This window comes from Jiangella muralis, from assembly GCF_001270745.1.
GTDB classification, from domain to species: Bacteria; Actinomycetota; Actinomycetes; order Jiangellales; family Jiangellaceae; genus Jiangella; species Jiangella muralis.
In genome coordinates this window covers 40,124-61,342 of sequence record NZ_LFXL01000044.1, presented here as the reverse complement: position 1 = coordinate 61,342, position 21,219 = coordinate 40,124, and the positions used below count along the sequence as shown (strand labels likewise).

22 protein-coding genes are annotated in these 21,219 nt (G+C 67.7%); 11 read left to right on the top strand and 11 right to left on the bottom strand.

Annotated elements, in window-relative coordinates:
- Window positions 1-286, top strand: a 286-nt coding sequence (locus tag ACW62_RS29365) for a DeoR/GlpR transcriptional regulator (protein ID WP_169792154.1), incomplete at its 5' end; no start/stop codon positions are given.
- A gap of 153 nt (window positions 287-439) precedes the next feature.
- Here the strand turns inward: ACW62_RS29365 and ACW62_RS29360 are convergent.
- Window positions 440-1,855: an amidohydrolase family protein gene (locus ACW62_RS29360; RefSeq protein WP_157575064.1), complete on the bottom strand. Its 1,416-nt coding sequence runs from the start codon at window positions 1,853-1,855 to the stop codon at window positions 440-442.
- A 234-nt stretch (window positions 1,856-2,089) separates the two neighbouring features.
- Here ACW62_RS29360 and ACW62_RS29355 point away from each other — a divergent pair, with 234 nt between their 5' ends.
- From ACW62_RS29355 to ACW62_RS29330, 7 genes are all read left to right on the top strand, one after another.
- Window positions 2,090-2,647 (top strand): nuclear transport factor 2 family protein, encoded by a 558-nt coding sequence (locus ACW62_RS29355; protein ID WP_083460310.1) that lies wholly within the window; start codon window positions 2,090-2,092, stop codon window positions 2,645-2,647.
- A gap of 43 nt (window positions 2,648-2,690) precedes the next feature.
- Entirely contained in the window at window positions 2,691-3,983 is a 1,293-nt protein-coding gene (locus ACW62_RS29350) for an MFS transporter (RefSeq protein ID WP_053207672.1), read from the top strand.
- Window positions 3,980-4,831 (top strand): fumarylacetoacetate hydrolase family protein, encoded by an 852-nt coding sequence (locus tag ACW62_RS29345; protein ID WP_083460309.1) that lies wholly within the window; start codon window positions 3,980-3,982, stop codon window positions 4,829-4,831. Before ACW62_RS29350 ends, ACW62_RS29345 begins: the two co-directional genes overlap by 4 nt.
- Complete coding sequence (locus tag ACW62_RS29340) at window positions 4,828-5,517, top strand: RraA family protein (protein ID WP_083460308.1); 690 nt, start codon at window positions 4,828-4,830, stop codon at window positions 5,515-5,517. The genes ACW62_RS29345 and ACW62_RS29340 overlap by 4 nt, the downstream gene beginning before the upstream one ends.
- Window positions 5,510-6,547: an amidohydrolase family protein gene (locus ACW62_RS29335; RefSeq protein ID WP_053207670.1), complete on the top strand. Its 1,038-nt coding sequence runs from the start codon at window positions 5,510-5,512 to the stop codon at window positions 6,545-6,547. Before ACW62_RS29340 ends, ACW62_RS29335 begins: the two co-directional genes overlap by 8 nt.
- A 44-nt stretch (window positions 6,548-6,591) precedes the next feature.
- Complete coding sequence (locus tag ACW62_RS33495) at window positions 6,592-6,810, top strand: NifU family protein (protein ID WP_169792153.1); 219 nt, start codon at window positions 6,592-6,594, stop codon at window positions 6,808-6,810.
- Window positions 6,811-6,890: 80 nt separating this feature from the next.
- On the top strand, window positions 6,891-7,673 hold the full coding sequence (locus ACW62_RS29330) for a FadR/GntR family transcriptional regulator (RefSeq protein WP_083460305.1): 783 nt from the start codon (window positions 6,891-6,893) through the stop codon (window positions 7,671-7,673).
- Between the two features lie 940 nt (window positions 7,674-8,613).
- Here the strand turns inward: ACW62_RS29330 and ACW62_RS35465 are convergent.
- Window positions 8,614-9,018, bottom strand: a complete 405-nt coding sequence (locus ACW62_RS35465) for an MFS transporter (RefSeq protein ID WP_053207667.1) — start codon at window positions 9,016-9,018, stop codon at window positions 8,614-8,616.
- Between the two features lie 31 nt (window positions 9,019-9,049).
- Between ACW62_RS35465 and ACW62_RS29315 the strand changes: the two genes are divergently transcribed.
- Window positions 9,050-9,862 (top strand): tyrosine-type recombinase/integrase, encoded by an 813-nt coding sequence (locus ACW62_RS29315; RefSeq protein WP_205629681.1) that lies wholly within the window; start codon window positions 9,050-9,052, stop codon window positions 9,860-9,862.
- Between the two features lie 317 nt (window positions 9,863-10,179).
- Here ACW62_RS29315 and ACW62_RS34465 read toward each other — a convergent pair whose 3' ends face one another.
- Both ACW62_RS34465 and ACW62_RS36670 read right to left on the bottom strand, forming a co-directional pair.
- Complete coding sequence (locus tag ACW62_RS34465) at window positions 10,180-10,437, bottom strand: hypothetical protein (RefSeq protein WP_157575063.1); 258 nt, start codon at window positions 10,435-10,437, stop codon at window positions 10,180-10,182.
- A gap of 65 nt (window positions 10,438-10,502) precedes the next feature.
- Window positions 10,503-10,649, bottom strand: coding sequence for an SHOCT domain-containing protein (locus ACW62_RS36670; RefSeq protein WP_420843627.1), 147 nt, complete (start codon window positions 10,647-10,649; stop codon window positions 10,503-10,505).
- A gap of 260 nt (window positions 10,650-10,909) precedes the next feature.
- On the opposite strand from ACW62_RS36670, the gene ACW62_RS29310 reads away from it, so the two are divergent.
- On the top strand, window positions 10,910-11,461 hold the full coding sequence (locus ACW62_RS29310; RefSeq protein WP_053207665.1) for a hypothetical protein: 552 nt from the start codon (window positions 10,910-10,912) through the stop codon (window positions 11,459-11,461).
- A gap of 507 nt (window positions 11,462-11,968) precedes the next feature.
- On the opposite strand, the gene ACW62_RS29305 is transcribed toward ACW62_RS29310, so the two are convergent.
- Entirely contained in the window at window positions 11,969-13,216 is a 1,248-nt protein-coding gene (locus ACW62_RS29305; RefSeq protein WP_053207683.1) for a YbfB/YjiJ family MFS transporter, read from the bottom strand.
- Between the two features lie 71 nt (window positions 13,217-13,287).
- Between ACW62_RS29305 and ACW62_RS29300 the strand changes: the two genes are divergently transcribed.
- The gene (locus ACW62_RS29300) at window positions 13,288-14,280 is read left to right on the top strand and encodes a helix-turn-helix domain-containing protein (protein ID WP_053207664.1); all 993 of its coding nucleotides are present in this window, start codon (window positions 13,288-13,290) and stop codon (window positions 14,278-14,280) included.
- A 213-nt stretch (window positions 14,281-14,493) separates the two neighbouring features.
- On the opposite strand, the gene ACW62_RS34460 is transcribed toward ACW62_RS29300, so the two are convergent.
- From ACW62_RS34460 to ACW62_RS29275, 6 genes are all read right to left on the bottom strand, one after another.
- A complete protein-coding gene (locus ACW62_RS34460; protein ID WP_157575062.1) occupies window positions 14,494-14,649 on the bottom strand; it encodes a hypothetical protein in 156 nt (51 codons plus the stop codon).
- A 449-nt stretch (window positions 14,650-15,098) separates the two neighbouring features.
- On the bottom strand, window positions 15,099-17,180 hold the full coding sequence (locus ACW62_RS29295; protein WP_053207663.1) for a DUF6259 domain-containing protein: 2,082 nt from the start codon (window positions 17,178-17,180) through the stop codon (window positions 15,099-15,101).
- Window positions 17,181-17,204: 24 nt separating this feature from the next.
- Window positions 17,205-18,032, bottom strand: a complete 828-nt coding sequence (locus ACW62_RS29290; protein ID WP_053207662.1) for a carbohydrate ABC transporter permease — start codon at window positions 18,030-18,032, stop codon at window positions 17,205-17,207.
- A complete protein-coding gene (locus ACW62_RS29285; RefSeq protein WP_169792152.1) occupies window positions 18,029-18,934 on the bottom strand; it encodes a carbohydrate ABC transporter permease in 906 nt (301 codons plus the stop codon). The genes ACW62_RS29290 and ACW62_RS29285 overlap by 4 nt, the downstream gene beginning before the upstream one ends.
- Window positions 18,935-19,006: 72 nt before the next feature.
- Window positions 19,007-20,296: an ABC transporter substrate-binding protein gene (locus tag ACW62_RS29280; protein WP_157575061.1), complete on the bottom strand. Its 1,290-nt coding sequence runs from the start codon at window positions 20,294-20,296 to the stop codon at window positions 19,007-19,009.
- Between the two features lie 79 nt (window positions 20,297-20,375).
- Window positions 20,376-21,206 carry a phosphoenolpyruvate hydrolase family protein gene (locus ACW62_RS29275; protein ID WP_053207660.1) on the bottom strand — a complete coding sequence of 277 codons (831 nt, stop codon included), beginning with the start codon at window positions 21,204-21,206 and terminating at the stop codon, window positions 20,376-20,378.
- Between the last annotated feature and the right edge of the window lie 13 nt (window positions 21,207-21,219).

Below are 21,219 nucleotides of genomic sequence, written 5' to 3'. Positions count from 1 at the left end.
GCTGCGCGCCGACGTGCTGCTGACGTCGACCTCGGCGGCGTCGGGCGGGCTGACCTACCACCAAGAGCAGGAGATCGTGCTGGTCAAGCGGGCAATGATGCGCTCGGCGACCCGCAAGGTGCTACTCATGGACCACACCAAGCTCGGCGGCACCGCGCTGCACCAGCTGGCGCCGCTCACCGACTTCGACGACGTCGTGGTCGACGGCGGCACGCCCGCGGACGTCGTCCGGGCGCTGAGCGACCGCCGGGTCAACGTCCACGTCGCACCAATCGACACCCCCTGACCGCGAGGAGGCGGCATGTACATCGGCGTCGACATCGGCACCACTCCGCCCTTGTCAGCGGCGACCCGGAAGCACCAGATGTTGATGACACGGGACGCGCCCTATTCCAGCACCCACCTGCTCTGTCGGCTCACGAGAAGACCGGAGCGGTGACTACGCCAGCAGGTCGAGCTCGTAGCCGGCCCTGCGGAGGATCCCGTCACGCGACGCCAACACTCGGCTACGCAGCTCACCAACATCCACCCCAACTATCCGCCCGTCCCACTTGCGGACCTTCCCGTCGATGAACACGTGCCGCACCGCGCTGCTGTCCACACCCAGCACCACTGTCGAGGCCGCGTTGTTCAGCGGCATCGTGGAGATGCCGTCGGTGGAGAGAACAACCACATCGGCACGCTTGCCCGGTGTCAGCGAGCCGGTGATGTCATCGCTGCGGACCGTGCGTGCACCGTCGATCGTCGCCATCTCGAGCACGGCCCGCGGACTGATCGGATCCGGGACGTCGTCGGCGCCGTCCCGAGCTGCCTGGAAGGCGGCCATCCGTTGCAGCGTGTAGGTCGCCCGCATCTGGGTGAACAGGTCACTGGCAAGTGTGCACTCCACGTCGACGCTCAGCCCTGGACGTAGCTGCCGGCCGCGAGCCTCCTGGATGGGCGGGGTCGCGTCGAAGATTCCGATCTCGGCGTCGGATGTGGTCGTCAACGCAACCCGCACCTCGGCCTCCTGCACGTGCCCCCACGCAGCCTCGGTCAACGCGGTGCAGTGGATGAGGGTGATGTCCGGACCCAGGAGACCCTCCCTGCCCAACAGCTCGATGTTGCGCGACGCAGAGGGCCCGAAGGTCGCATCGACCGCAACCGGCAACCCCATGTCGCGGGCTCGGCGGACATTTTCCGCAGTCAGCGCGATCTCATCGCCTCCCAGATCGGAGGTGCCGAACACCCCGAGCGCGGTTGAGACCGTGGCGCCGAAGTCATCTTCGTGTGCACGCCGGGCGTTGTCGTGCCACCGACGGTCCCATTCACCGCTCAGCGGTGGCGCGATCGCGACCACGGCGCGCATCCCGGCATCGGCGTGGCCCTGGACTCCGGAGGACACATGCCCCCAGGAGCGGCTGTTGTGCGCGAAGTCCAGCATGCCGGTGACGCCGGAATCGATCGCGCCGAGAGAGGCGAGGTAGGAGGCGAGGAGCATGTCCTCCTCCCCATAGGAGGGAGCCAAGCGCGCGTGGGCGATGTCGACGTAGCGTTCCAGATCGACCGCAGCGAACATCCTGCGCAACTGCGTCTGCCAGCAGTGCCGGTGCGTGTCCTGGAGACCCGGAATCACTATGCACCCAGTCACGTCGACCTCGACGGTGCCTGTCGGCTGCTGAGCCGCAGGGTCGTGTGGCGCCACTGCGGCGATCTGCGCACCTTCGATGGTCACATCGCCCGACGCGAGATCGCCGACCTCGGGATCCATCGACAAGACTGTCGCCCCGCGCAGCGCCACCCGCACGCCGGTAGCGTGAGCCTCCTCGATTCGACCGAGCGTCCCGTCGAGTCCCACATCTGTCACATGTTCCACAGCCAAGCTCCTCACCCGACCCGTTACTCACTTGGTCACTAGGTCTATGTGGTGAGCTGCGTCACTGTCAATACCCCTGTCGGCCGCAGTGGCCGGCAAGGCCGACTCAGAGCGTCGCGGCCGGACGCTTGACGAGCTCCGGTCGACCTCGCTACCTTCCACTCACCAAGTCACTTGGTGACCTGGCATGGCGTCACACAGCGGTGGCGCCGGCTGGATGAGTGAGGAGCGACAGTGACTGAGAGCAATGTGGCTGAGCGGGTGGCCCGGCTCGAGGAACGATTGCGGGTCCTGGAGGACCAGCGCGACATCGAACGGCTGGTGTACCGCTACGGGTACACCTTCGATGACGGCGACCTCGAAGGGTTCATCGGCTGCTTCACCGAGGACTGCGTGGGGGAGTACCGCCCCTTCGCTCAAGGGTTCGAGGGCAAGGACGGGATCCGTCAGTTTGCATCGGCGGTGAAGGGGACGTTTCCTCGGATCACGGAGACATTCCACTTCACTGCCAGCCCGGTGATCGACATCATCGGAGACGATGCCTCGAGCCGGTGGCACTGGATGAACCCCTCCTCGGTTGAGGACGCACCGGGGACGCACGTGTCGGCGTGGCAGTTCGGCGTCTATGAGATGTGGTTCCGCCGGGAGAGCGCGGGCTGGAAGATCCGTCGCAATCGGGTCACCTACCGCCAGGTGTTCGATGTGACCAAGGGGTATGCCGGGAACCCCATGCTCCTGCTAGGCAGCGGACAAGCTGCCGAAACCGCACGGTTAGGCGATCACAGTGACTGACCGCCTCCTTCCCGAGAACTCTGGAACCGGCTCGAGCCAGCCCATGTCCGGTGACGACACCGAAGTGGCCCGCGTGTACCGCAAGGTGGCGCTGCATGTGATGCCGCTACTGTTCCTCTGCTTCCTGCTTGCCTATCTCGACCGGGTCAACGTGTCCTTCGCGAAGGAGCACATGGCCTCCGATCTGGGCCTGTCCAGCTTCGCCTACGGCCTCGGGGCCGGCATCTTCTTTATCGGCTACTTCATCTTCGAGGTTCCGAGCAACCTGTGGATGGAACGGATCGGAGCCCGCCGGACGCTGCTGCGGATCATGACGTTGTGGGGACTCACCTCGGCGTCAATGGCTCTGGTCACCGACGAATTCACCTTCTACATCCTCCGATTCTTCCTCGGAGCGTTCGAGGCCGGGTTCGCGCCCGGCGTGCTTCTTTACTTGAGCAGGTGGACACCCTCGGTCATGCGCGCCAGGTTCATGGCGCTGTTCCTCACCGCGACTGCAGTGGCGGGACTGATCGGTGCTCCTCTGTCGGGCTGGATCATCAGCACGTTCGACGGCAGCGCCGGAATTGCCGGGTGGCAGTGGATGTTCGTCCTGCAGGGGCTGCCGTCGGTGGCGATGGGCGTCGTGGTCTTCCTCCTGCTTCCCGACAACCCCGGTGAGGCACGCTGGCTGAATGACGACGAGCGTCGCGTGATCGAGCACACGCTCGCCACCGACCCCAAAGCTGCAGGTGCGGGAGTGACCTCGTTCAGGGCAGCTCTGCGCAACTCGAGGGTCTACCTGCTGAGCTTGGCCTACTTCTGCCTGTCAGGCGGGGTCTTTCTCATCACTTTCTGGCTCCCGACTGCGCTCTCGGAGTTCGACGTTTCGAGCTCGACCGTGCTGGGATGGATCATTGCGATCCCCTACCTGTGCGCGGTGGTGGGTCTGCTCGTCGTCGGCCGCCTCTCGGACAGGTCGGACAACAGGCGTCTGTTCTGTGCAGTGCCGATGGCCGTCGGTGCCGCAGCACTGACGGGCACCATGTTCACGAGCGGCTCCCTGCCGGTCACCGTCGTCCTGTTCTCCGTCGCCGCGTTCTCGATCTGGAGCGTGTACGGCGTCTTCTGGTCCATCCCGGCGACCTTGTACAGCGGGCTGGCCACGGCGGGCAGCATCGCGTTGATCAACTCAGTAGGGAACATCAACGGGTTCGTGAACCCGTTCGTCGTCGGTGCCCTGGAGTCGCTCACCGGCTCTCTGTATGCCGGCATGTCCGTCACCATCGTCTGTTTGCTGATCGGTGCCGTGCTGATCCTTGTCACTGTTGAGAAGAAGGAGGACAGGACGACATGAGGCTCGCACGAGTCCAGCTCATTGGTTCATCCCTCCCCGATTTCGCCGTCTCCGCCGGCGACGGGTGGCTGACGTTCCGCAGCGCCGGGGTCGAGGCGCCGACGGTGAGGGAGGCGATCGACGCATGTGGTGAGGTTGCCTCGGCTCGGGACCGGCTGGCAGATCAGAGAGTCGCGGCTGACCAGGTGCGGCTACTCAGTCCGCTCTACCGGTCAGGGAAGGTTCTCGCGATCGGCCTCAACTATGCCGACCACATCCGCGAGACGGGGAGCAGAACACCGACCGCGCCGGTGGTGTTCGCGAAGTACCCGAGCTCCATCACCGGCCCGTTCGACCCCATCGTCATCGACCACGCGTCGACGGAGCAGGGCGACTATGAGGCCGAACTGGCTGCCGTCATCGGCTCCGCGTGTCGCAAGGTCGACCCCGAGCAGGCGTTGAGTCACGTGTTCGGGTACACGGTCGCCAACGACGTCTCGGCTCGCGACCTCCAGCACTCCGACGCACAGTTCTCCCGTTCGAAGGGGATGGACACCTTCTGTCCGTGTGGGCCGTGGATCACAACCAGGGAGGAGGTCGCCGACCCGCAGGGCCTGGCGGTGACCTCGTGGGTCAACGGCGAAGTGCGGCAGGACTCCAGCACAGCGGAGATGATCTTCGGCGTTGCTGCGCTGATCAGCTACCTGTCGCAGACGATGACCCTGGAGCCAGGCGACACGATCCTGACCGGTACCCCGCACGGCGTCGGCTTCGCGATGACGCCACCGCAGTTCCTTCGGCCCGGAGATCGCGTGGCCTGTGAGATTGCCGGCCTCGGCAGGATCGACAACCCGGTGCAGGCTCCATGACCGCCGTCGACGTGTACCCGAGACCTGGCCCGCCAACTGATGAGGTACTGCGAGCGTTGGCGGACATCCCGGTCAGTGTCGCGTCCGATGCCATGAAGCGCGACCCGGGAACCTCTCTCCTGAGGCCGGTTCACGACGGCAGCGCGACCCTGGCAGGGCCGGCGTTGACGGTACGGACCAGGCCGGGAGACAACCTCGCGGTCCACGTCGCTCTCGAGCACGCGGTCCCTGGGCAAGTACTGGTCGTCGACGGCGCCGGCGAAGTGCGTAACGCACTGCTCGGCGGCCTGCTCGCCGCCCACGCGTTGCAACGTGGAGTCGTGGGTATCGTCGTCGACGGCGCAGTTCGCGATATTGACGATCTTCGGCAGCTGAACCTCCCGGTCTTCGCTCTGGGAATCACCCACCGTGGGCCCTACAAGTCGGGTCCGGGAACGGTCAACGAGCCCATCAGCATCGACGGCACGGTCGTTCACGCCGGCGACATCGTGCTCGGCGACGGCGACGGCATCGCGTTCATCCCACCTCAGCGAGCCCCGCAGGTGCTGGAGGATGCCCAGAGAATCCTCCGCTCCGAGCAGAAGCAGCTGGCCCAGATTCGCGCTGGGGCCTGGCGACGGGACTGGCTTCAAGGAGCTGCCCGCGTCGTCGAGCACCGCAACCCCGAAAGGACCCCCGATGCGTAACGGCAACGTCGTCTTCGACCTGGTCGTCCATGTGCACAACCTGCTGAACAGCAACTTCGCCGAGCCGGCGGGAAGCGTCGCGCAACCGTTCAAGTACGAGCATCTCAAAATCCTCAAAGAGGAGGTGGAGGAGCTTCCGCCCGCCGACGAGTTCTTCCAGATCCCCCCCGACCCAGAAGGGGTCGTTGACAAGATCTTCGGTGGCGGCTCCCAGATCGACTTCGCCATGGCGCAGGTCGTGCCGTTGTTCGACCTGTTCGTCGAGGACCCCGAGGACAACATCAGACGCGTCCACCAGATGACCCAGGTGCGGCCCGACTCGATAGTGTTCGCCGGCGGCACGGACCCGGTTCTGCGCACGGTTCCCGGGGCGCTGAGAGATATCACCTGGCAGATCGAGGACCTCGGTGCCCGGTCGATCAAGCTCTACACGGCGCACGCCTACGGCAACTCATGGCGAATGGACGATGCCGACGTGTGCTACCCGATGCTGCAACGCATGCTCGAGCTGGACTGCAACCTGGTTCAGGTGCACAAGGGCGATCCGCAGGGACTGGAGCCTCTGCTGGACCTGATGCCCGACGACGTACACCGGGCCGCGCTGGACTTCCCCGAGATGAACTTCATCGTCCATCACCTCGCGTTCCCGTTCGATGACATCGCCATCGATCTGGCCTCCCGCTTGCCGAACGTCTACCTGGCGATGTCGACATGGATCAACATGGTCAAGACCGCGCCGGTCGAGACGGCGATGCGGCTGGGCAAGGCGTTGCGGTGGTGCACGCCGGAGAAGATCATCTGGGGCAGCGAAACCCCGCTGTGGCCCAGCGCGCAGCATCTGCTGGACCTTTCGTGGGACTTCCAGATCCCCACCGACCTGCAGGCAGGCTGGGGGTTCCCGGAGATCACTGAGGAGGACCGGTCGTTGATGTTCGGCGGAAACCTGTTGCGGCTGCTGGGCCTGCCAGATGACCCGGACCGGATTCGCACCGAGATCGGCGGCAGTCAGCGGCGGGGTGCGTTGCAGTGAGCGTCTGCGGCTCATCGGAGCATGAAGCAGTCACACCGGAGTCGGTGGAGAAGCTGCTGGTTCACCAGGTGCGGCCGGCGTTGAGCTCACATGCCGGTTCGGTGCGACTTCGGACTGTGGACCAGGCTGAGGTCGTATTGGAGTTCGTCGGCAGCTGCGCGGGATGCTACTTCCGCAAGGGCTGCGTCGAAAGTTTGGTGGTGCCGACTTTTGAGGACGAGTTCGGGACGAATCTGAGGGTCCGGGTTCGCAATGCCCGATGATCAGGGAGGGCTAGGCAGCTTTTCGGGGCGGCGCGCCGGCGGCAGCGCGACGTTCGACGCGTTCGGGTTATACTCACCTGGTGACTAAGAGTCTCGGAGCCATGGGGCGAGACCCCGATGCGAGTGGCCGGCGCAGCCGCCCGTCACTTTCTGCGGAGATCATCGCCGACATGCGCCGCCAGATCGCGACGGGGGCGTTGTCACGCGGCGGCAGGCTTCCCAGTGAACGTCAGCTCGCGGAACAGTTCGGCGTCAGTCAGCCGACGATGCGTGAGGTGGTCAGGGCGCTTGAGGCGATGGGCCTGTTGCAGGTTCACCACGGCCGCGGCGTCTTTGTCTCCGGCGATCTTGGTGACCATCTCGATGCGACGCTGCACACCTATCTGGAGTTTGAGGATGTCGGGCTGGTTGAGGTCCTAGAGGTGCGTGGCGCTCTCGGTACGCTCGGCGCCCGTCAGGCCGCGCGCCGGGCGGGAGAGGCGGACAAGGACCTGTTGAGGCAGGCCGCAGCTGCCTGTGACACGAACGCTGGCCTGTCGACGGTAGAGGAGCTTGCGGAGTCTGTCGTCCGCTTCCAGGCCGCTGTGTCGGCGGCGGCGCACAACCCACTTCTGTATGCGATCGACAAGTTACTGATCCGGGTGCTGCTCGGCCTGCAGGTGGAGGCCAAACGTGCTTACGGCGTCGACTACTGGCGGGGTCAGATCGACCAGTTCCGAGATGACCGGTGGCGGATCGTCACCCACATCGAGAAGGGGCAGGTTGCAGCCACGGTGAAGGCCGTGACGGCGTACCTGGAGGATCAGCGCGAGCTGTTCGAGAACGACCCGGACATGGCTGCTGTCCGCCTCTACGACCACTAGCCGATCGGGCACCGGAGGTGAGGTGAGCCGGACAACGACTCGCCAGCTGAGAGAGCAGCCGGAGGCTGGACGGTGTACGTGACCGCCGGAGGGTCCGGGTCAGCGCGGCGGCTCCGCGGCGCCCCCGCTCCACGACGCCCTCGTCCGCCGACCCCAGATCCTCGCGCGCCGCCCGTGCCCGGCGGGCGGCGGCGGGCCACCCGGCGATCAGCAGGAACCGCGCCAGCGCGTCCAGCGCCGCCGCGCTCGCCGATCCGCCACTCGTCGAGGCGGGCCGGCCGTCCAGCCAGGACACGTCCGCCCCGGTGAGCAGGTCACCCTGGAGCAGCCCCGTCACCACCAGGCCGGTCGGCCAGCCGGGAAGAACCGGGCCGAAGTACACGCGCAGCACATCCAGCTCCAACCCGTCACGGTCCGGCGCCGTGCTCGCCATCGCCAAACCCGCGACGACGCCGCCGCGGTGCATGCGGTGATCGCCATGGCCGGCGTGCTCGTCGTGCCACCGTGCTCGCTATGCCCGGCATGGTCATCGTGCCGGTCGTGCCCGTCATAGCCACCATGCCCGTCGTGGCCACCGTGCGTCATCGTGGCGTGGTCCGCGTGGCCTCCAGGATGGCCGGCGTCGCCCTGGCCGCCGAGAACGTCCGCGCGGCAGCGTGCGAATGGCGCGGAGCTGTGACGACGCGCCGGCCCATCCAGCTGGCCAGCGGAGCAGCGTCGCTGCTGCGGTATGCAGCGACGATAGCCGTGCTTCGTTGCGCGCTGGATTGTCTCGTCGCTGCGGGCGTCCGCGCTCATACGCTCCGTATGGTGCGAGTCCGACGCGGTGCCGGGCGGTAGGTGAGCCGGTTTCCGCCCGGCCGGCCGGCTCGTGGGCTCAGGCCGACGGCCGGTGACCACTGTCCGTGGCCACCGGCCGTCCTGCCGGACCCGCTCCCGCTCAGTGGTGTGAGTGGCTGGCGGCGTGGTGGTGCTCGTGATGCGCCGGTACGGCGTCCGCGGCACCGCCGTCGTGAGCCGTTCCCGGCGAGCGCCAGTCGATCAGCACCCAGGTGAGGAGCGCGATCACGAGGCCGGTGCTGGTGATCAGGCCTCCGACCCAGTTGACCGACGTCAGGCCCCATCCGCCGTCTATCGCCGCGCCGCCGAGGGTGATGCCGATGGCGCTACCCAGGGTGAACGCGGAGATGTTGGCCGCCGAGGCGACGTCCGGGGCATGGCCGGCAGCGTTCATCACCCGCAACTGGAGGGGCGCGACGACCGAGAAGCCGGCGACCCCGAACAGGAACATCATGATCACCGCACTGACCTGGTTCTGGATGGCCAGGTTGGCGTCCACCCACACCCGGCGAGCCTCCACCCTCGCCGGCACCGACGTGCTCCGCCAGCTCCTGGACGGCCTCGCGGTCCGCCTCGACGGCGGAGCCAGAGCGACCAGCGTCACGTCACGGTGGCGGAAGATCCTCTACAACCTCGCCGAGTACGCGATCGACCGGAAGGTGCTCGTCACCAACCCGCTCCCCAGCGTCAAGCAGCCGGCGCAGCGCATCGCCGAGGTCGACCGGCGCAGCGTTGCCAACCCGACCCAAGCACGCGACCTGCTCACCGCCGTCGCAGCCCAGAGCGTCACCGGGCAGCGACTCGAGGCCTACTTCGGCTGCCTCTACTACGCCGCCATGCGCCCCGAGGAAGCCGCCGACCTACGTGCTGACAACCTCGACCTCCCCGACCGGGGCTGGGGCTGGATCTACCTGGAAGCCGCCAAGCCGCACGCCGGCGGCGAATGGACGAACACCGGCAACGCGCGCGACGACCGACCGCTGAAGCAACGCGAGATCGGCGAGGTCCGCAAGGTCCCGTCGCCACCGGAGCTCACGGCCCTGCTGCATCACCACCTCGGTACCTTCGGCACCACGCCCGACGGGCGACTGTTCGTCGGCGAACGCAGCACCGACCACCTTCCTGCCTTCACTGTGTTCCGTGTCTGGAACCGCGCCCGCGAGGCAGTCTTCGGCGTCGACGCGAATCGCTCGCTGGTTGCGCTGCGCCCCTACGACCTGCGCCACGCGGCCGTCTCTACCTGGCTCAACTCCGGCGTCCCACCCACCAAGGTCGCAACCTGGGCAGGACACTCCGTCGACATCCTGCTCAAGATCTACGCCAAGTGCATCGACGGCGACGACGCGTGAGAAACCGTAGAGAGCCGTCGACGGCCGGACAGACACAAGCGCCCCTCACCTGACGTTTCCGCAGGTGAGGGGCGCTCTCTGTAGCCCCGACGGGATTCGAACCCGCGCTACCGCCTTGAGAGGGCGGCGCACCGGCGGCAGCAGCACCTGCCCTGACCTGCCGTAATGCGCGCGAAGCGGCGGCATGGAGAGGAACTTGGACACGTATTCGCCAAACCACAGTCGTAGATAGCCGGACGTCGTCGCTCGCAGCCGGACGTTCGCTGCTATCACCGGCGCTGACGAACTGGCAGGGATGGTCCGATGTGTCGACGCCGTCATTTGAACGCCCAGGCCGCCGGCCGCTCAGTACCCGGTCTCGGCGAATGGATGCGCCGCGAGTCCACCAGTGGACCAACCGTGTCGGTGTACCGCTGCGTGTCGTTCAGCGTGCGCTGTCCCCAGTACGCCACCGCTGCCGGCACCGTCAGGAGCGCAGCCAGCACGACACAGAGGACGGCGGCGATGGAACGTGCGGCGGAACCGCGCTCGCGCCTCGTCGCGTCGACGGTCTGTGCTCGGCGAACGTCGGGCATGGGAGCCTCCCCCGCTTCGGCTTCGTCGGCGAGCCCAGGTCGCAGCGTCCCGACGCCGTCGTCGGCTACGCGTGCGCGAGCAGTTTCGCCTTCTGGGCCTCGAACTCGTCCTGTGTGAGCGTGCCGGTGTTGCGCAGTTCGGCGAGTTTTGCGAACTCGCGGACGAGTGCCCGTTCGGCGAGGCCACGGTCTGGATGTACTAGCGGGTAGATCGGTGGATCGAGGCTCAGTCATCGTCGAGAACGTGCGCGAGAGGGGGTGTCCGCGATGATCGTTGCGCAGGTCATCGGCTACGTCATCGGCACGTTGGTCGGCATCGTCGTAATCCTGGCGCTGGCGCTGCTGATCAAGCAGATCTGGCAGGGGATTACGTGATCACCGCGCTGGTCCGGATCTCGATGGGCGTCGCGGAGCTGGCCGCGGTCATCGGCATTGGTGTGGTTGTCGGCCTGATCATCGGCGCGTCCATCGCGTGGCGACGCTGATGAAAGGAGCCATCATGAAGCTACTGGTGGCGACGTGGGGCAAGATCCACCTGTTCCAGGATGAGATCAAGAAGTTCGACGGCTTCAGCATCGAGACCTACCCGCTCGACGGCGTCACGGCCACGGTCGAGAGCGGCACCGAACTGGACAAGCGCATCACCGCGACGCGGCTCGTCACCCTCGGCGTGTTCTCGTTGGCGGCGAAGAAGAGCCGCGGCGGCGAGTGGTGGATGACCATCGAGGGTCCCGAGTTCGCGTGGGCGGACAAGGTCGACCGCAAGAAGATCGACAAGGCCAAGAAGTTCGCGGTGCGCGTCCAGACGGTGGCGAAGCAGCACACGGCGAAGCAGGCCGCACTCGCGTCGTCGGTGGCGGCCTCAGCCCTCGCATCGGGCGGTGACGGGACCGACGTCCAGGATTGGCAACGCACGGCGGAGAGCATGCGCACGGCCGCCCGCGACTACGACGGAGCCAAGCTCCGGGAGTACGTCATCGACCTGGCGGCACGGCTCGAAGCCTTGCCACAGCGGCGGCTGTGAGCCGATCGGGACCGGCCCGGCTCCGTGGGTGGAGCCGGGCCGTTTCCGCGGTCTGGTGCCGGTCCCGCCGCGTGCAGGCCCCCGCGCTAGGCCTCCCACGGCGCGTCCGGCCTCTTAGCAGGTCGTCATCCGACCTCACACGGCGGAACCGGCATTCCAAAATAGCCCACACTGCCGCGCGGCAGAAGGGGGCCAGTTTCGATGAGAGACCTCTCATCATCGCGCTCTGGGGTTGACGGTGCTGCTGTCGCGGAGGAGCGTGTCGGGGGTTCCCTCGGGACGCGACTATATGGACACACCCTCGGGGGCAACCCGGCGAGCAGGTGAGTCCCCCGTGCCCTGCTCGCCGGTCTACGCTCACCGGGGGTCAGTAGGGCGGCTGGCTGTAGGCCCGCTGGTGCCGCTGCACCGGCAGAAGATGTCCTCGACCGGCGGGGCCTCCCACCGGGAGCTGCGCCTGGCGATCATCACCCGGCTCGACCGCCCCCACCAGGTTGCTCAGCGACGTCACGTCGCACGTTCAGGATCGGGAGTCTCTCGCTTGGTTCGCCGCGGCGGTGACGCCAGCCAGGTCGCCACCGAAAGAGCGGCGGCAGCGACGAGCGCGGAGCCGACGCTGTGATGATCCGCCAGCGCTCCTGCCGTGGCAGGTCCGGCGATTGTGCCGATGCCGAGAAAGGAGACGGATGCGCTGAACCCTATGGTCGGGCGTTCTGGGAAGACCTGGTAGCTCCATACGGCGAGAAGTGCTGAAACGGCCATGAAGCTCGGGCCGTAGAGCACAGCGGAGAGTCCGACGGCGGGCAGGGCTGAGGGCGCCAAGCCCAGCAGTGCCGATGCGACGGCGAGCAGACCGAAGATCGCCAGGTGGGCGCGGCGCAGGCCCAGTTTGGCGAAGACTGCGCCGGCGAAGATGCCGGCTGTCCCGGCCGTTCCCATGACGGTCCAGAAGAGGGCCGCGATGCGGTCGTGGTCGCCGGAAGGCGCCGCCGTGGTGACGGCCTCGACGGCGAACAGCCAGTAGACCGAACCCACGACGCCATACGACCAGGCGGTCAGGTAGAGCGGTACGGCCGGACCTCGGGCGAACCAACCCAGGCTGAGCCGCGGCAGGTGTCGCGGTCGGCAGGTGGCCGGCCCAGGCGGCAGGACCCAGAGGTTGTAGACGGTGGCAGCGAGCGCGCCGGCGGCGAAGATCAGCCATGCGTATGTCCAGCTCGGACCATGCAGTGCCAGGGCCAGAAGGCCGGCGGCGGCAACACCGAACGCGGTGCCACTGGGTATCAGGGCCAGCACCCGTTCCCGCCGTCCGGGTGGGACCATCCGCTCGGCCGCGTCAGAGTAAGGCGCCCAGATCCAGCCAGGGCTGGTGCCTGCGAGGATGAGACCTGCGGCGAGTACCGGCCACGCGTTGGCCGAAGCCACCAGCGTCATGCCGAGCGTGGCGGACAGACCACCGACCGTGATGAGCGCACGGGGTCCCACGCGCGCGGCGAGGACGCCCACCAGGACCAGGGCCCCGAGGTATCCGGCGTAGGTCGCACTTCCGATCAGCCCCACCGCGGACATCGGCAGGTCGAAGTCATTCCGGATGTCAGGGAGGAACAGGCCGTAGCCGTAGCGGGCGAAGCCGAACGAGACGCCCACCGCGGCCAGGCCGGCGAATCCCAGCCGGCGAGCGTCCGACGACTCGCGGCGTGACAAGCTGGGGTGCGAGGAGCAGGTGGCGTGCGTGCGGTTGGTGGCGATCGGCATGGTGACCATGCTTCGATGTGCCGCCACCGACTGCCAGTGGCGTAAAAGCCACTCCCCGATAAGATCTCGCCATGACGGTTGAGGAATCGCTCCACCACGTGGCCGTCCTCGCATACGAAGGGATGTCCGCCTTCGAACTGGGCATCGTCACAGAGGTGTTCGGCGTCAAATGGCCAGGAGCGCCCGCATACAGGCTCACCGTATGCGCGGAGGAGCCAGGACAGGTGAACATGATCGGCGACGCGACGCTGCGCACACGGCATCGGCTCGAGACCCTCGCCACCGCTGACACCGTCATCATCCCGAGCGTCTCGGACATCGACGACGAGGCGAGCCCGGAACTGGCGGCGGCGCTGCGCCAAGCGCACCACCGGAGCGCTCGGATCGTCTCGATCTGCACTGGCGCCTTCGCTCTCGCGTCCGCGGGCCTGCTCGACGGGCGCAGGGCCACCACGCACTGGCTGTATGCCGACATCCTCCGCCGCCGGTACCCACGCGTGGACGTCGACCCGACGCCCCTCTATATCGACGAGGGCGACATCTTGACCAGCGCCGGAAGCGCCGCAGGCCTCGATCTGTGCGTGCATCTGGTTCGTCGCGACCACGGCGCGGTCGCAGCCAACACGGTGGCGCGGCGGCTTGTGATATCACCGCATCGCGACGGCGGCCAGGCGCAATACGCCGAGGCGCCAGTCGCCGACGACCCGCAGGACAGCCGGATGGCCGCCAGCATGACATGGGCACTCGGGCGGCTCGGGCAACCGATGACGGTGCAGATACTGGCCCACCACGCCGCGATGTCTCCGCGCAGCTACCTCCGGCACTTCACCCGCGCCACCGGCACCAGCCCGATCCGCTGGCTGATCGCGCAACGGGTGCAAGCGAGCCTGCCTCTGCTTGAAGCCGGCGACACTCCGGTCGAACGGATCGCCACGATGGTCGGCTTCGACAGTCCAGTCACCTACCGGCACCACTTCCACCGCGCCATGCGCACGTCACCGTCGGCATACCGACGCGCGTTCCGAGCCACAACGGAAGAACGGCCCAGCCCACCCCCGCGTTGACACTGCCACGTGACCCGGACGACGCCCGCTCGGCACCCGACAGGACGCTGCTCCGGCGCCCCGATCCCGGGTTAAGCTGCGTAGGTGCCGATCACCGCACGCCGCCGTCCCCCGCTCACCGTGCGCATCCCCGCTCGTGGCGTTCACCATCGGCCGCCTCCACTCGCGCCAGCCAGGCATCGCCAAGATCCGCACCCAGGACATCGCCGTCACTCATATCGTGACGCCTTCCACGCACTCGCCGACACGCACCGGGGCGCCGTCCTTGATCCGATACAGGTGCACCTGGCGGGTGCCGATGTGGTCGTCCGGCGTCATCGTCACCGGGCAGGAGAGGCCGTTGGCGTCGAAGTCGGCGACCTTCTCCATGCCCCGCCTCAGTAGGTCGCCGGTGATCTCACCCTCCCCGGGCGAGCAGGTCGGCCTGGCGGATGGCCTCGGCCATGATGTTCGCCAGCACCAGGCCCTGGGCGTAGAGCGCCTCGTCGAGGAAACGCTGGCGGCTCCTTGCCCTCCTCCTCGAAGTAGTCGCGCAGCAAGTCGTAGGCGGCCGGTGCGTCCGCAGCCAGGTTGGCCAGCGATGTCTCGCAGACATCGTCGGAGAAGCCCCACATGATGTTGCAGACCGGGGCGTCCAGGCCGACGATCCGGAACGCGTTCAGCGCGAGCAGCGGGAGCGGTGAGGCACGCCCACCACTTCGCGGGCGCAAGAACGACATCGAGGGCCTGGACTGGTCGACCTGATCACGGCGACGGCCAAGCCCGCCCGGCGTGTTCCGTAGCCTGGATGCAGACCACATTCCCCACGCCGGGTGAGATCAACGGGTGATGACCACGATCTCCCGTGCCGGGACCGTCACCGACTCACCGTCCACGACGGCGTCGACGGGTTCGGCTGTCGGGTTCGCCAATAGCCAGATCACCTCGCCATGCAGCGTCCACGCGGTCCCGACCACCGCCGGCACAGTCATGGTGCCCCGCTCTTCGTAGCCGCCGTCGCGGAACGTGTTGTAGCGGAAGTAGTCGAGCTCGACAGTAGGTGCCTCGATGACCGGCGCGGGCAGCATGTCGCCGTCGGACAGCCAGCGGCCGGCCTCACCTGTGCGGACAGCTGCGATCCGGCCGAAGAAGGCGGCTCGGTCGGCGTCGACCGAGTAGCCACGATGCGGGTAGTCCCAGTAGTGCTCGCTGGGGTCGTCGATGTGCCCGTCGAGGTCCTCGAGTCCGGCGAACTCGTAGTTGAGCTCGAGCAGCCCGCCGTTGATCAGGACTTTCGCCGCCACCCAGTTCGTGAGCTCGCCGGTCTCGGGGGCGAGATTGGACCAGCCGTCGATCGCGATCGGCGCCGCCGGCCCGAACACGTACCGGAACAGGGGCACGTGTTCGGCGTGTCCGGCCACGATCCAGTCGCGGAAGTAGTCGAGCTCGAACGGTCCGATCGGGGTGGCCTGGGCGCGGGCCTGGTAGAAGTCGAACAGGTCGAGTACCGCCTCGTTGATGACCTCGGTGCCCATCGGCACGTGTCGGCGCTTCGCCGTGGAAGCGGACGCCGACGTGGCGCGGTACATGCGCCGGAAGCAGTCGGCGACGTCCAGTCCGCCGCCAGGAGCGTGGTCGTGGGTGGTCGCGTCGCAGTGCAGGAGCAGGTTGCTCACCGAGATGTCGTAGTAGAGCGCGTCGGTGCCGTGCTCCTCGACGAGCGTGGTGTCGCGCCAGCGGTGCAGGTCGCGGAAGTACTCGGTGCCGGCGCACATGTAGGGACGGACGTAGGTCACCGGCCGCAGCGACAGCAGGTTCTGGCCGAGCCGGCCGTTCTCGACGTCGGCGTCCTCGGGCCCACCGAGATCGGCGAGCAGGTCGAACTCGAACGGCGCCCAGTAGTCGCCGTTCTTGGCGATCATGTCCAGGTTCTCCTGGGAGAGCCGGGTGGGGAACCAGTCGGCGCGGCCTCGGGGATGGGTGTTGTGGTAGTCCTGCCCGTACCGCGGCCAGTTCGCCCCGAGGATGTGGAAGACCGGGGTCCCGGCGACCCGGTGGTAGAGGTCGAACCACACCGACCGGTCGTGGGAGGCGTTGATCCCGAACGTCGCCAGTCCCACGTCCTTGCGCAGCCAGTCAGAGTGCTGGGGCCGGACCTGCGCCCATGTGTTCGTTCGTGCCCAGCCGCGGTACACGTCGGCGGCCTCGTACCACGTGCCGGCGGTCATCGGCGTGACGACGGTCTCGTACGGAACCGCGCCGCCTTCGGGCGAGGCGACGTCATGGAGGACCGACGCGGAGAGGTCGCCGCCGGACTTGTGGAAACCAAACCATTTGGTGGCCCGCTCGGGGTCCGGCGTGTGCACCAGGAAGCCGCCCGTGCCCTCGGCGTAGTACGCAAACAGCTGCAGCGTGGAGCCGTGGAATCCGTCCGGGTACGGCGAATAGCGCAGGCAGCGGGTGTCGTCGAGGCCGTCCTCCTCGAACAGGTCCAGCGGGTCGTCGACGAGGAGGCCCGTGCCGTGGCTGTGCAGCAGCTTGTCCCGCCCCGGACCGCCCAGCCGCCCGATGCCGGCGACCAGCGGGTATTCCACGACAGCGATACCGGCTGCGTCGGCGGTGGTCGCGGTGACGCCGAACGCGATGCCCGACTCGACGACCCGTGCGGTCGCGACCAGCTCCAGGCCGTCGTCACCCCGCCAGCGCAGGCGCAACCCGTCGTCGCTGCGTTCATGGGTGAAGACGTCGGACGCGGGCTCGCGCCAGGTCCCGTCGGGGCGTCGCACCCGGAAGGCGGGGACCTCTGCCGCGTCGTTCTCGACGAGCTCGAGGTCGCGGCGCTCGTTCCGGACGGACACGATCCGGCCGGTGCGGTCGTCGAAGCTGATGGTGATCGAGTCGGAGCCCAGAGTGAGGGTCATCGGTGCGTTTCCTTCGTTGGCGGGTCACTTCACGGAGCCTGCGGACAGGCCGCGGATGAACGAACGCTGCAGCGCGACGTAGACGAGGACGGACGGGATCATGGCCAGGACGATGCCTGCGAACAGCGCCCCGTAGTTGGCGGTCATCTCGCTCTGGAAGCGCACCAGGCCGAGCGGCAGCGTGCGGCTGGCGTCGTCGGTCAGCAACAGCAGGGCCAGCAGGAACTCGTTCCAGGCGCCAAGGAAGCTGAAGACCGCCAGCGCGAGGAGGCCGGGCGTGGCCATCGGCAGCATCACCCGCCAGAAGATCTTCCACTCGTTTGCGCCGTCGATCCGCGCCGCCTCGACCATCGCGTCGGGGAGGTCGCGGAAGAAGCTGCGCATCAGGAAGACCGCGAACGGGACCGCGGTCGCGACGATCACGAGCGACAGCCCGGTACGGCTGTTGACCAGCCCGTACGACTGCAGCTGGTAGAAGAGCGGGATGATGATCGCCTGGACGGGCAGGGTGAGCCCGAACAGGTAGACGTAGAACACCCAGGCGTGGTTGCGGAGCCTGGTCTTGGCGAACGCGTAGCCCGCCGGGCAGGCCACGGCGACCTCGAGCACGGTGACCGCGAGCGCGACCATCATGCTGTTGGCGAAGTAGTGGCCGAAGTTGCCGGTGGTCCACGCCGTCGCGAAATTGTCCCACCGCCACTCCTGCGGGAGCAGCAGCGGGCTGCCGAAGATCTCCTGCTGGCTCTTGAAAGCGCCGAAGACCACCCACGCGAACGGATACAGCGTGGCTCCGGTGATCACGATGACCGCGACGAGGAGGGCCGGGTGCCGCCGATGGCTCGCCGTCCTCATACCGCCCTCCGATCGCGGTTCCGGTTGAAGCCGATCGTGAAGGCCAGCACGATGATCGTGAGGATGACGCTGGCCGCCGCGGCCAGACCCAGTTCACCGACCTGGAAGGCGACCCGCCAGATGTAGACGGCCACGATCTCGGTCGCGTACGCGGGTCCGCCGCCGGTCATCGCCCACACCGCGTCGAACCCCTTGAGCGAGTTGATGGTCGCTAGCGTGAGGACCACGGTCGTCGCGTTGTGCAGGCCCGGCAGCGTGACGTGGCGGAACCGATGCCACCCGCCGGCGCCGTCGATCGCCGCCGCCTCGTACAGCTGCGGGTCGATGGTCTGCATGCTCGCGAGGAAGATCACCATGTAGAACCCGTACGCGTGCCAGCCCGATGACACGGCCACTGACGGCAAGGCCAGCAGTGGCTCGCCCAGCCACGCCTGAGCGAGCCCACCGAGGTGCATGGCCTCGAGCCCGGCGTTGATCGCGCCGATGTTGGGATGGAACAGCTGGGCCCAGATCACGCCGGTCACCGCCAGCGCGAGCGCGTGCGGCAGGAAGGCCAGGGCTCGGACCAGGGCCTGTCCCCGTCTCAGCTCGGTGATCAATGCGGCGAAGAGCAGTCCGCCGCCCACGGCCAGCGCGATGTACAGCGCTGACCAGATGACGGTCCGGCCGAGGGCGAGCAGGAACCGGTCGTCGCCGATCAGCTGGGCGTAGTTGTCGAGGCCGACGTAGTTCAGCGTCGGCGCGGCGCCGTCCCAGTCGGTGAAGCTCAGCTCGACCGACTTCACCAGCGGCTGCAGGACGAAGACGCCGTAGAAGATCAGAGACGGGGCGAGCAGCAGCAACGGAGTGACGTAACCCCACACCCGGCGGCGCCGCGGCGGGCCGCTGCCGGCTGCTCGCACCCGAGCCTCATCGGCGGTGACGGTCAACGGCCGGCCTTCGCGCCGAGGCGTCGATCCGCCCTGATCGGAGCCCTATCTGCGTGCGGCATCGATCTGCTCCATCGCCTGCTGCGGCGACAGCTGGCCGGTGAACAGGCCCTGGATCGCCGCGTAATAGGCGTCGACCACACCGCTCTCGAGGTAGACGCTGGGGTTGAAGCCGGCACCGTCGTTGCGCGCCTCGGCGGAATTGGCGAGCGACTCGTCGATGTCCACGCCGTCGGGAATGGTCCGCGCCGGGACCTGCACCAGCCCGTTCTCGGCGGTCAGCCTCAGATAGTCCTCGCTGGCCACCCACTCCATCCAGGCCTTGGCCGCCGGCACGTTCTCGGTGTCGGCGTTCATCACCCAGCTGTAGCCCAGGCCCGCGGTGGGCGTGGCCGGCCGGCTCGAGTCGCGTGACGGCATCGAGAACGAGCCGAAGTCGTCGCGGTTCGCACCCGCCTTCTCCGCCTCGCCCGGGAGCTCCTGGGCGACGAAGGCCATGGCGCCCTGGCCGTCGATGAACGCGGCCTTGGCCTGCAACGCGTCCAGCGCGGCGGCAGCGCTGCCGTCGATGCAGCCCTGGTCGAGCAGCGCCTTGAGCATCTCGGCGCCGCGCAGGACGTCGGGCTGGGCGAACTCGCCGCCGTTGTAGATGACGTCGGCCATGGTGTCGGTGCCGGCTGACGACTGGAGCAGCTGACCGAGCATCCAGCCGCCGGCGAAGTTGTCGCGGACGCCTGCCACGATCGGCAGTACCCCCGCGTCCCTGAGCGTCGTGCAGTTGGACAGGAAGTCGTCCCACGTCTGCGGGGGTTCGATGCCGGCGTCTTCGAAGATCTTCTTGTTGTAGTAGACCTGGTAGACGCCTACGCCCTCGACGATCTCGTAGATGGTGCCGTCGCCCTGAGCGCGGATCTGGTCGGTGATCCACGGTTCGTAGACGTCGTCGAGGTGGAACTCCTCGTAGACGTCGTCGAGCGGACGGATCAGACCGGCCTCCGAGAGCAGGCCCACCCGGCCGGGGCCGGAGTTGACCAGTAGCACGTCCGGCCCGCTGCCGGACCGCAGCAGGGTCTGGATGCCCCCGCCCTCGAAGTTCACGCCCAGCGTGCTGTACTGCACGTCGATGTCGGGATGGGACTCCTTGAAGCCCTCCACCACGGCATCCATGTAGCCGGCCTCGGTGCCGCCGATCACGAGTGTGCCGGTAGCCGGGCCGGTGGTCTCCTCGGTAGCGGAGCCCTCGTCGTCGTCACCGCCGCCAGGTGCTCCACAGGCGGCCAGGGCGGCGGCCACGACGATCGGTATGCAGAGCAGGAGTAGCCGTCGACGCTTCACGGTGGACCTTCCATTCCTCGCGGCGACGATGCCGCGACGTGTCGGGCGATGCCCGGAATTCGGAGTGGTGCGGAGAACGTCAGAAGGTGATGCCTGAGAAGGCCCGAGTACGGGCCACGAGTGCTTCCTCCACCGGGAGGCGCTCCATGGAGGAGGCGCCGTAGAAGCCGTGGATCCCGGTGGCGTTCTCGAGGACGTGGGCCGCGTCACCGGGTTCGGCGATCGGGCCGCCGTGACACAGCACCAGGACGTCGTCGCGGACGCCGCGGGCCGCCGCGGCCCACTCGTCGACCGTCGCGACGCAGTCGTCCAGGGAGCGCGCGGTGTGCGCGCCGATGGTCCCTCCCGTCGTGAGACCCAGGTGGCACACGACGATGTCGGCGCCGGCCTCGGTCATGGCCACTGCGTCCTCGGAGCTGAAGACGTAGGGCGTGGTCAGCAGGTCGAGCTCATGAGCGCGCCGGATCATGTCCACCTCGAGCGCGTAGCTCATGCCGGTCTCCTCGAGGTTCGCCCGGAAGACCCCGTCGATGAGGCCGACGGTCGGGAAGTTCTGGACGCCGCTGAACCCGGCCTCGACGATCCGGGCGAAGAAGGCGGCCTGGAGCAGGAACGGATCGGTGCCGTTGACGCCGGCGAGGACGGGGGTGTGCTGGACGACCGGAAGGACCTCGTGCGCCATCTCCAGCACGATCTCGTTGGCGTTGCCGTACGCCATGAGCCCGGCCAGCGAGCCCCGTCCGGCCATGCGGTAACGGCCGGAGTTGTAGATCACGAGCAGGTCGACGCCGCCTGCCTCCTGGCACTTCGCGGAGAGGCCGGTGCCGGCGCCGCCGCCGATGATCGGCTCGCGCCGCTCGGCCTTGGCCCGGAGGCGGTCCAGGATCTGCGTCCTGCTGACGTTCGGCATGTGCTGACCTCTT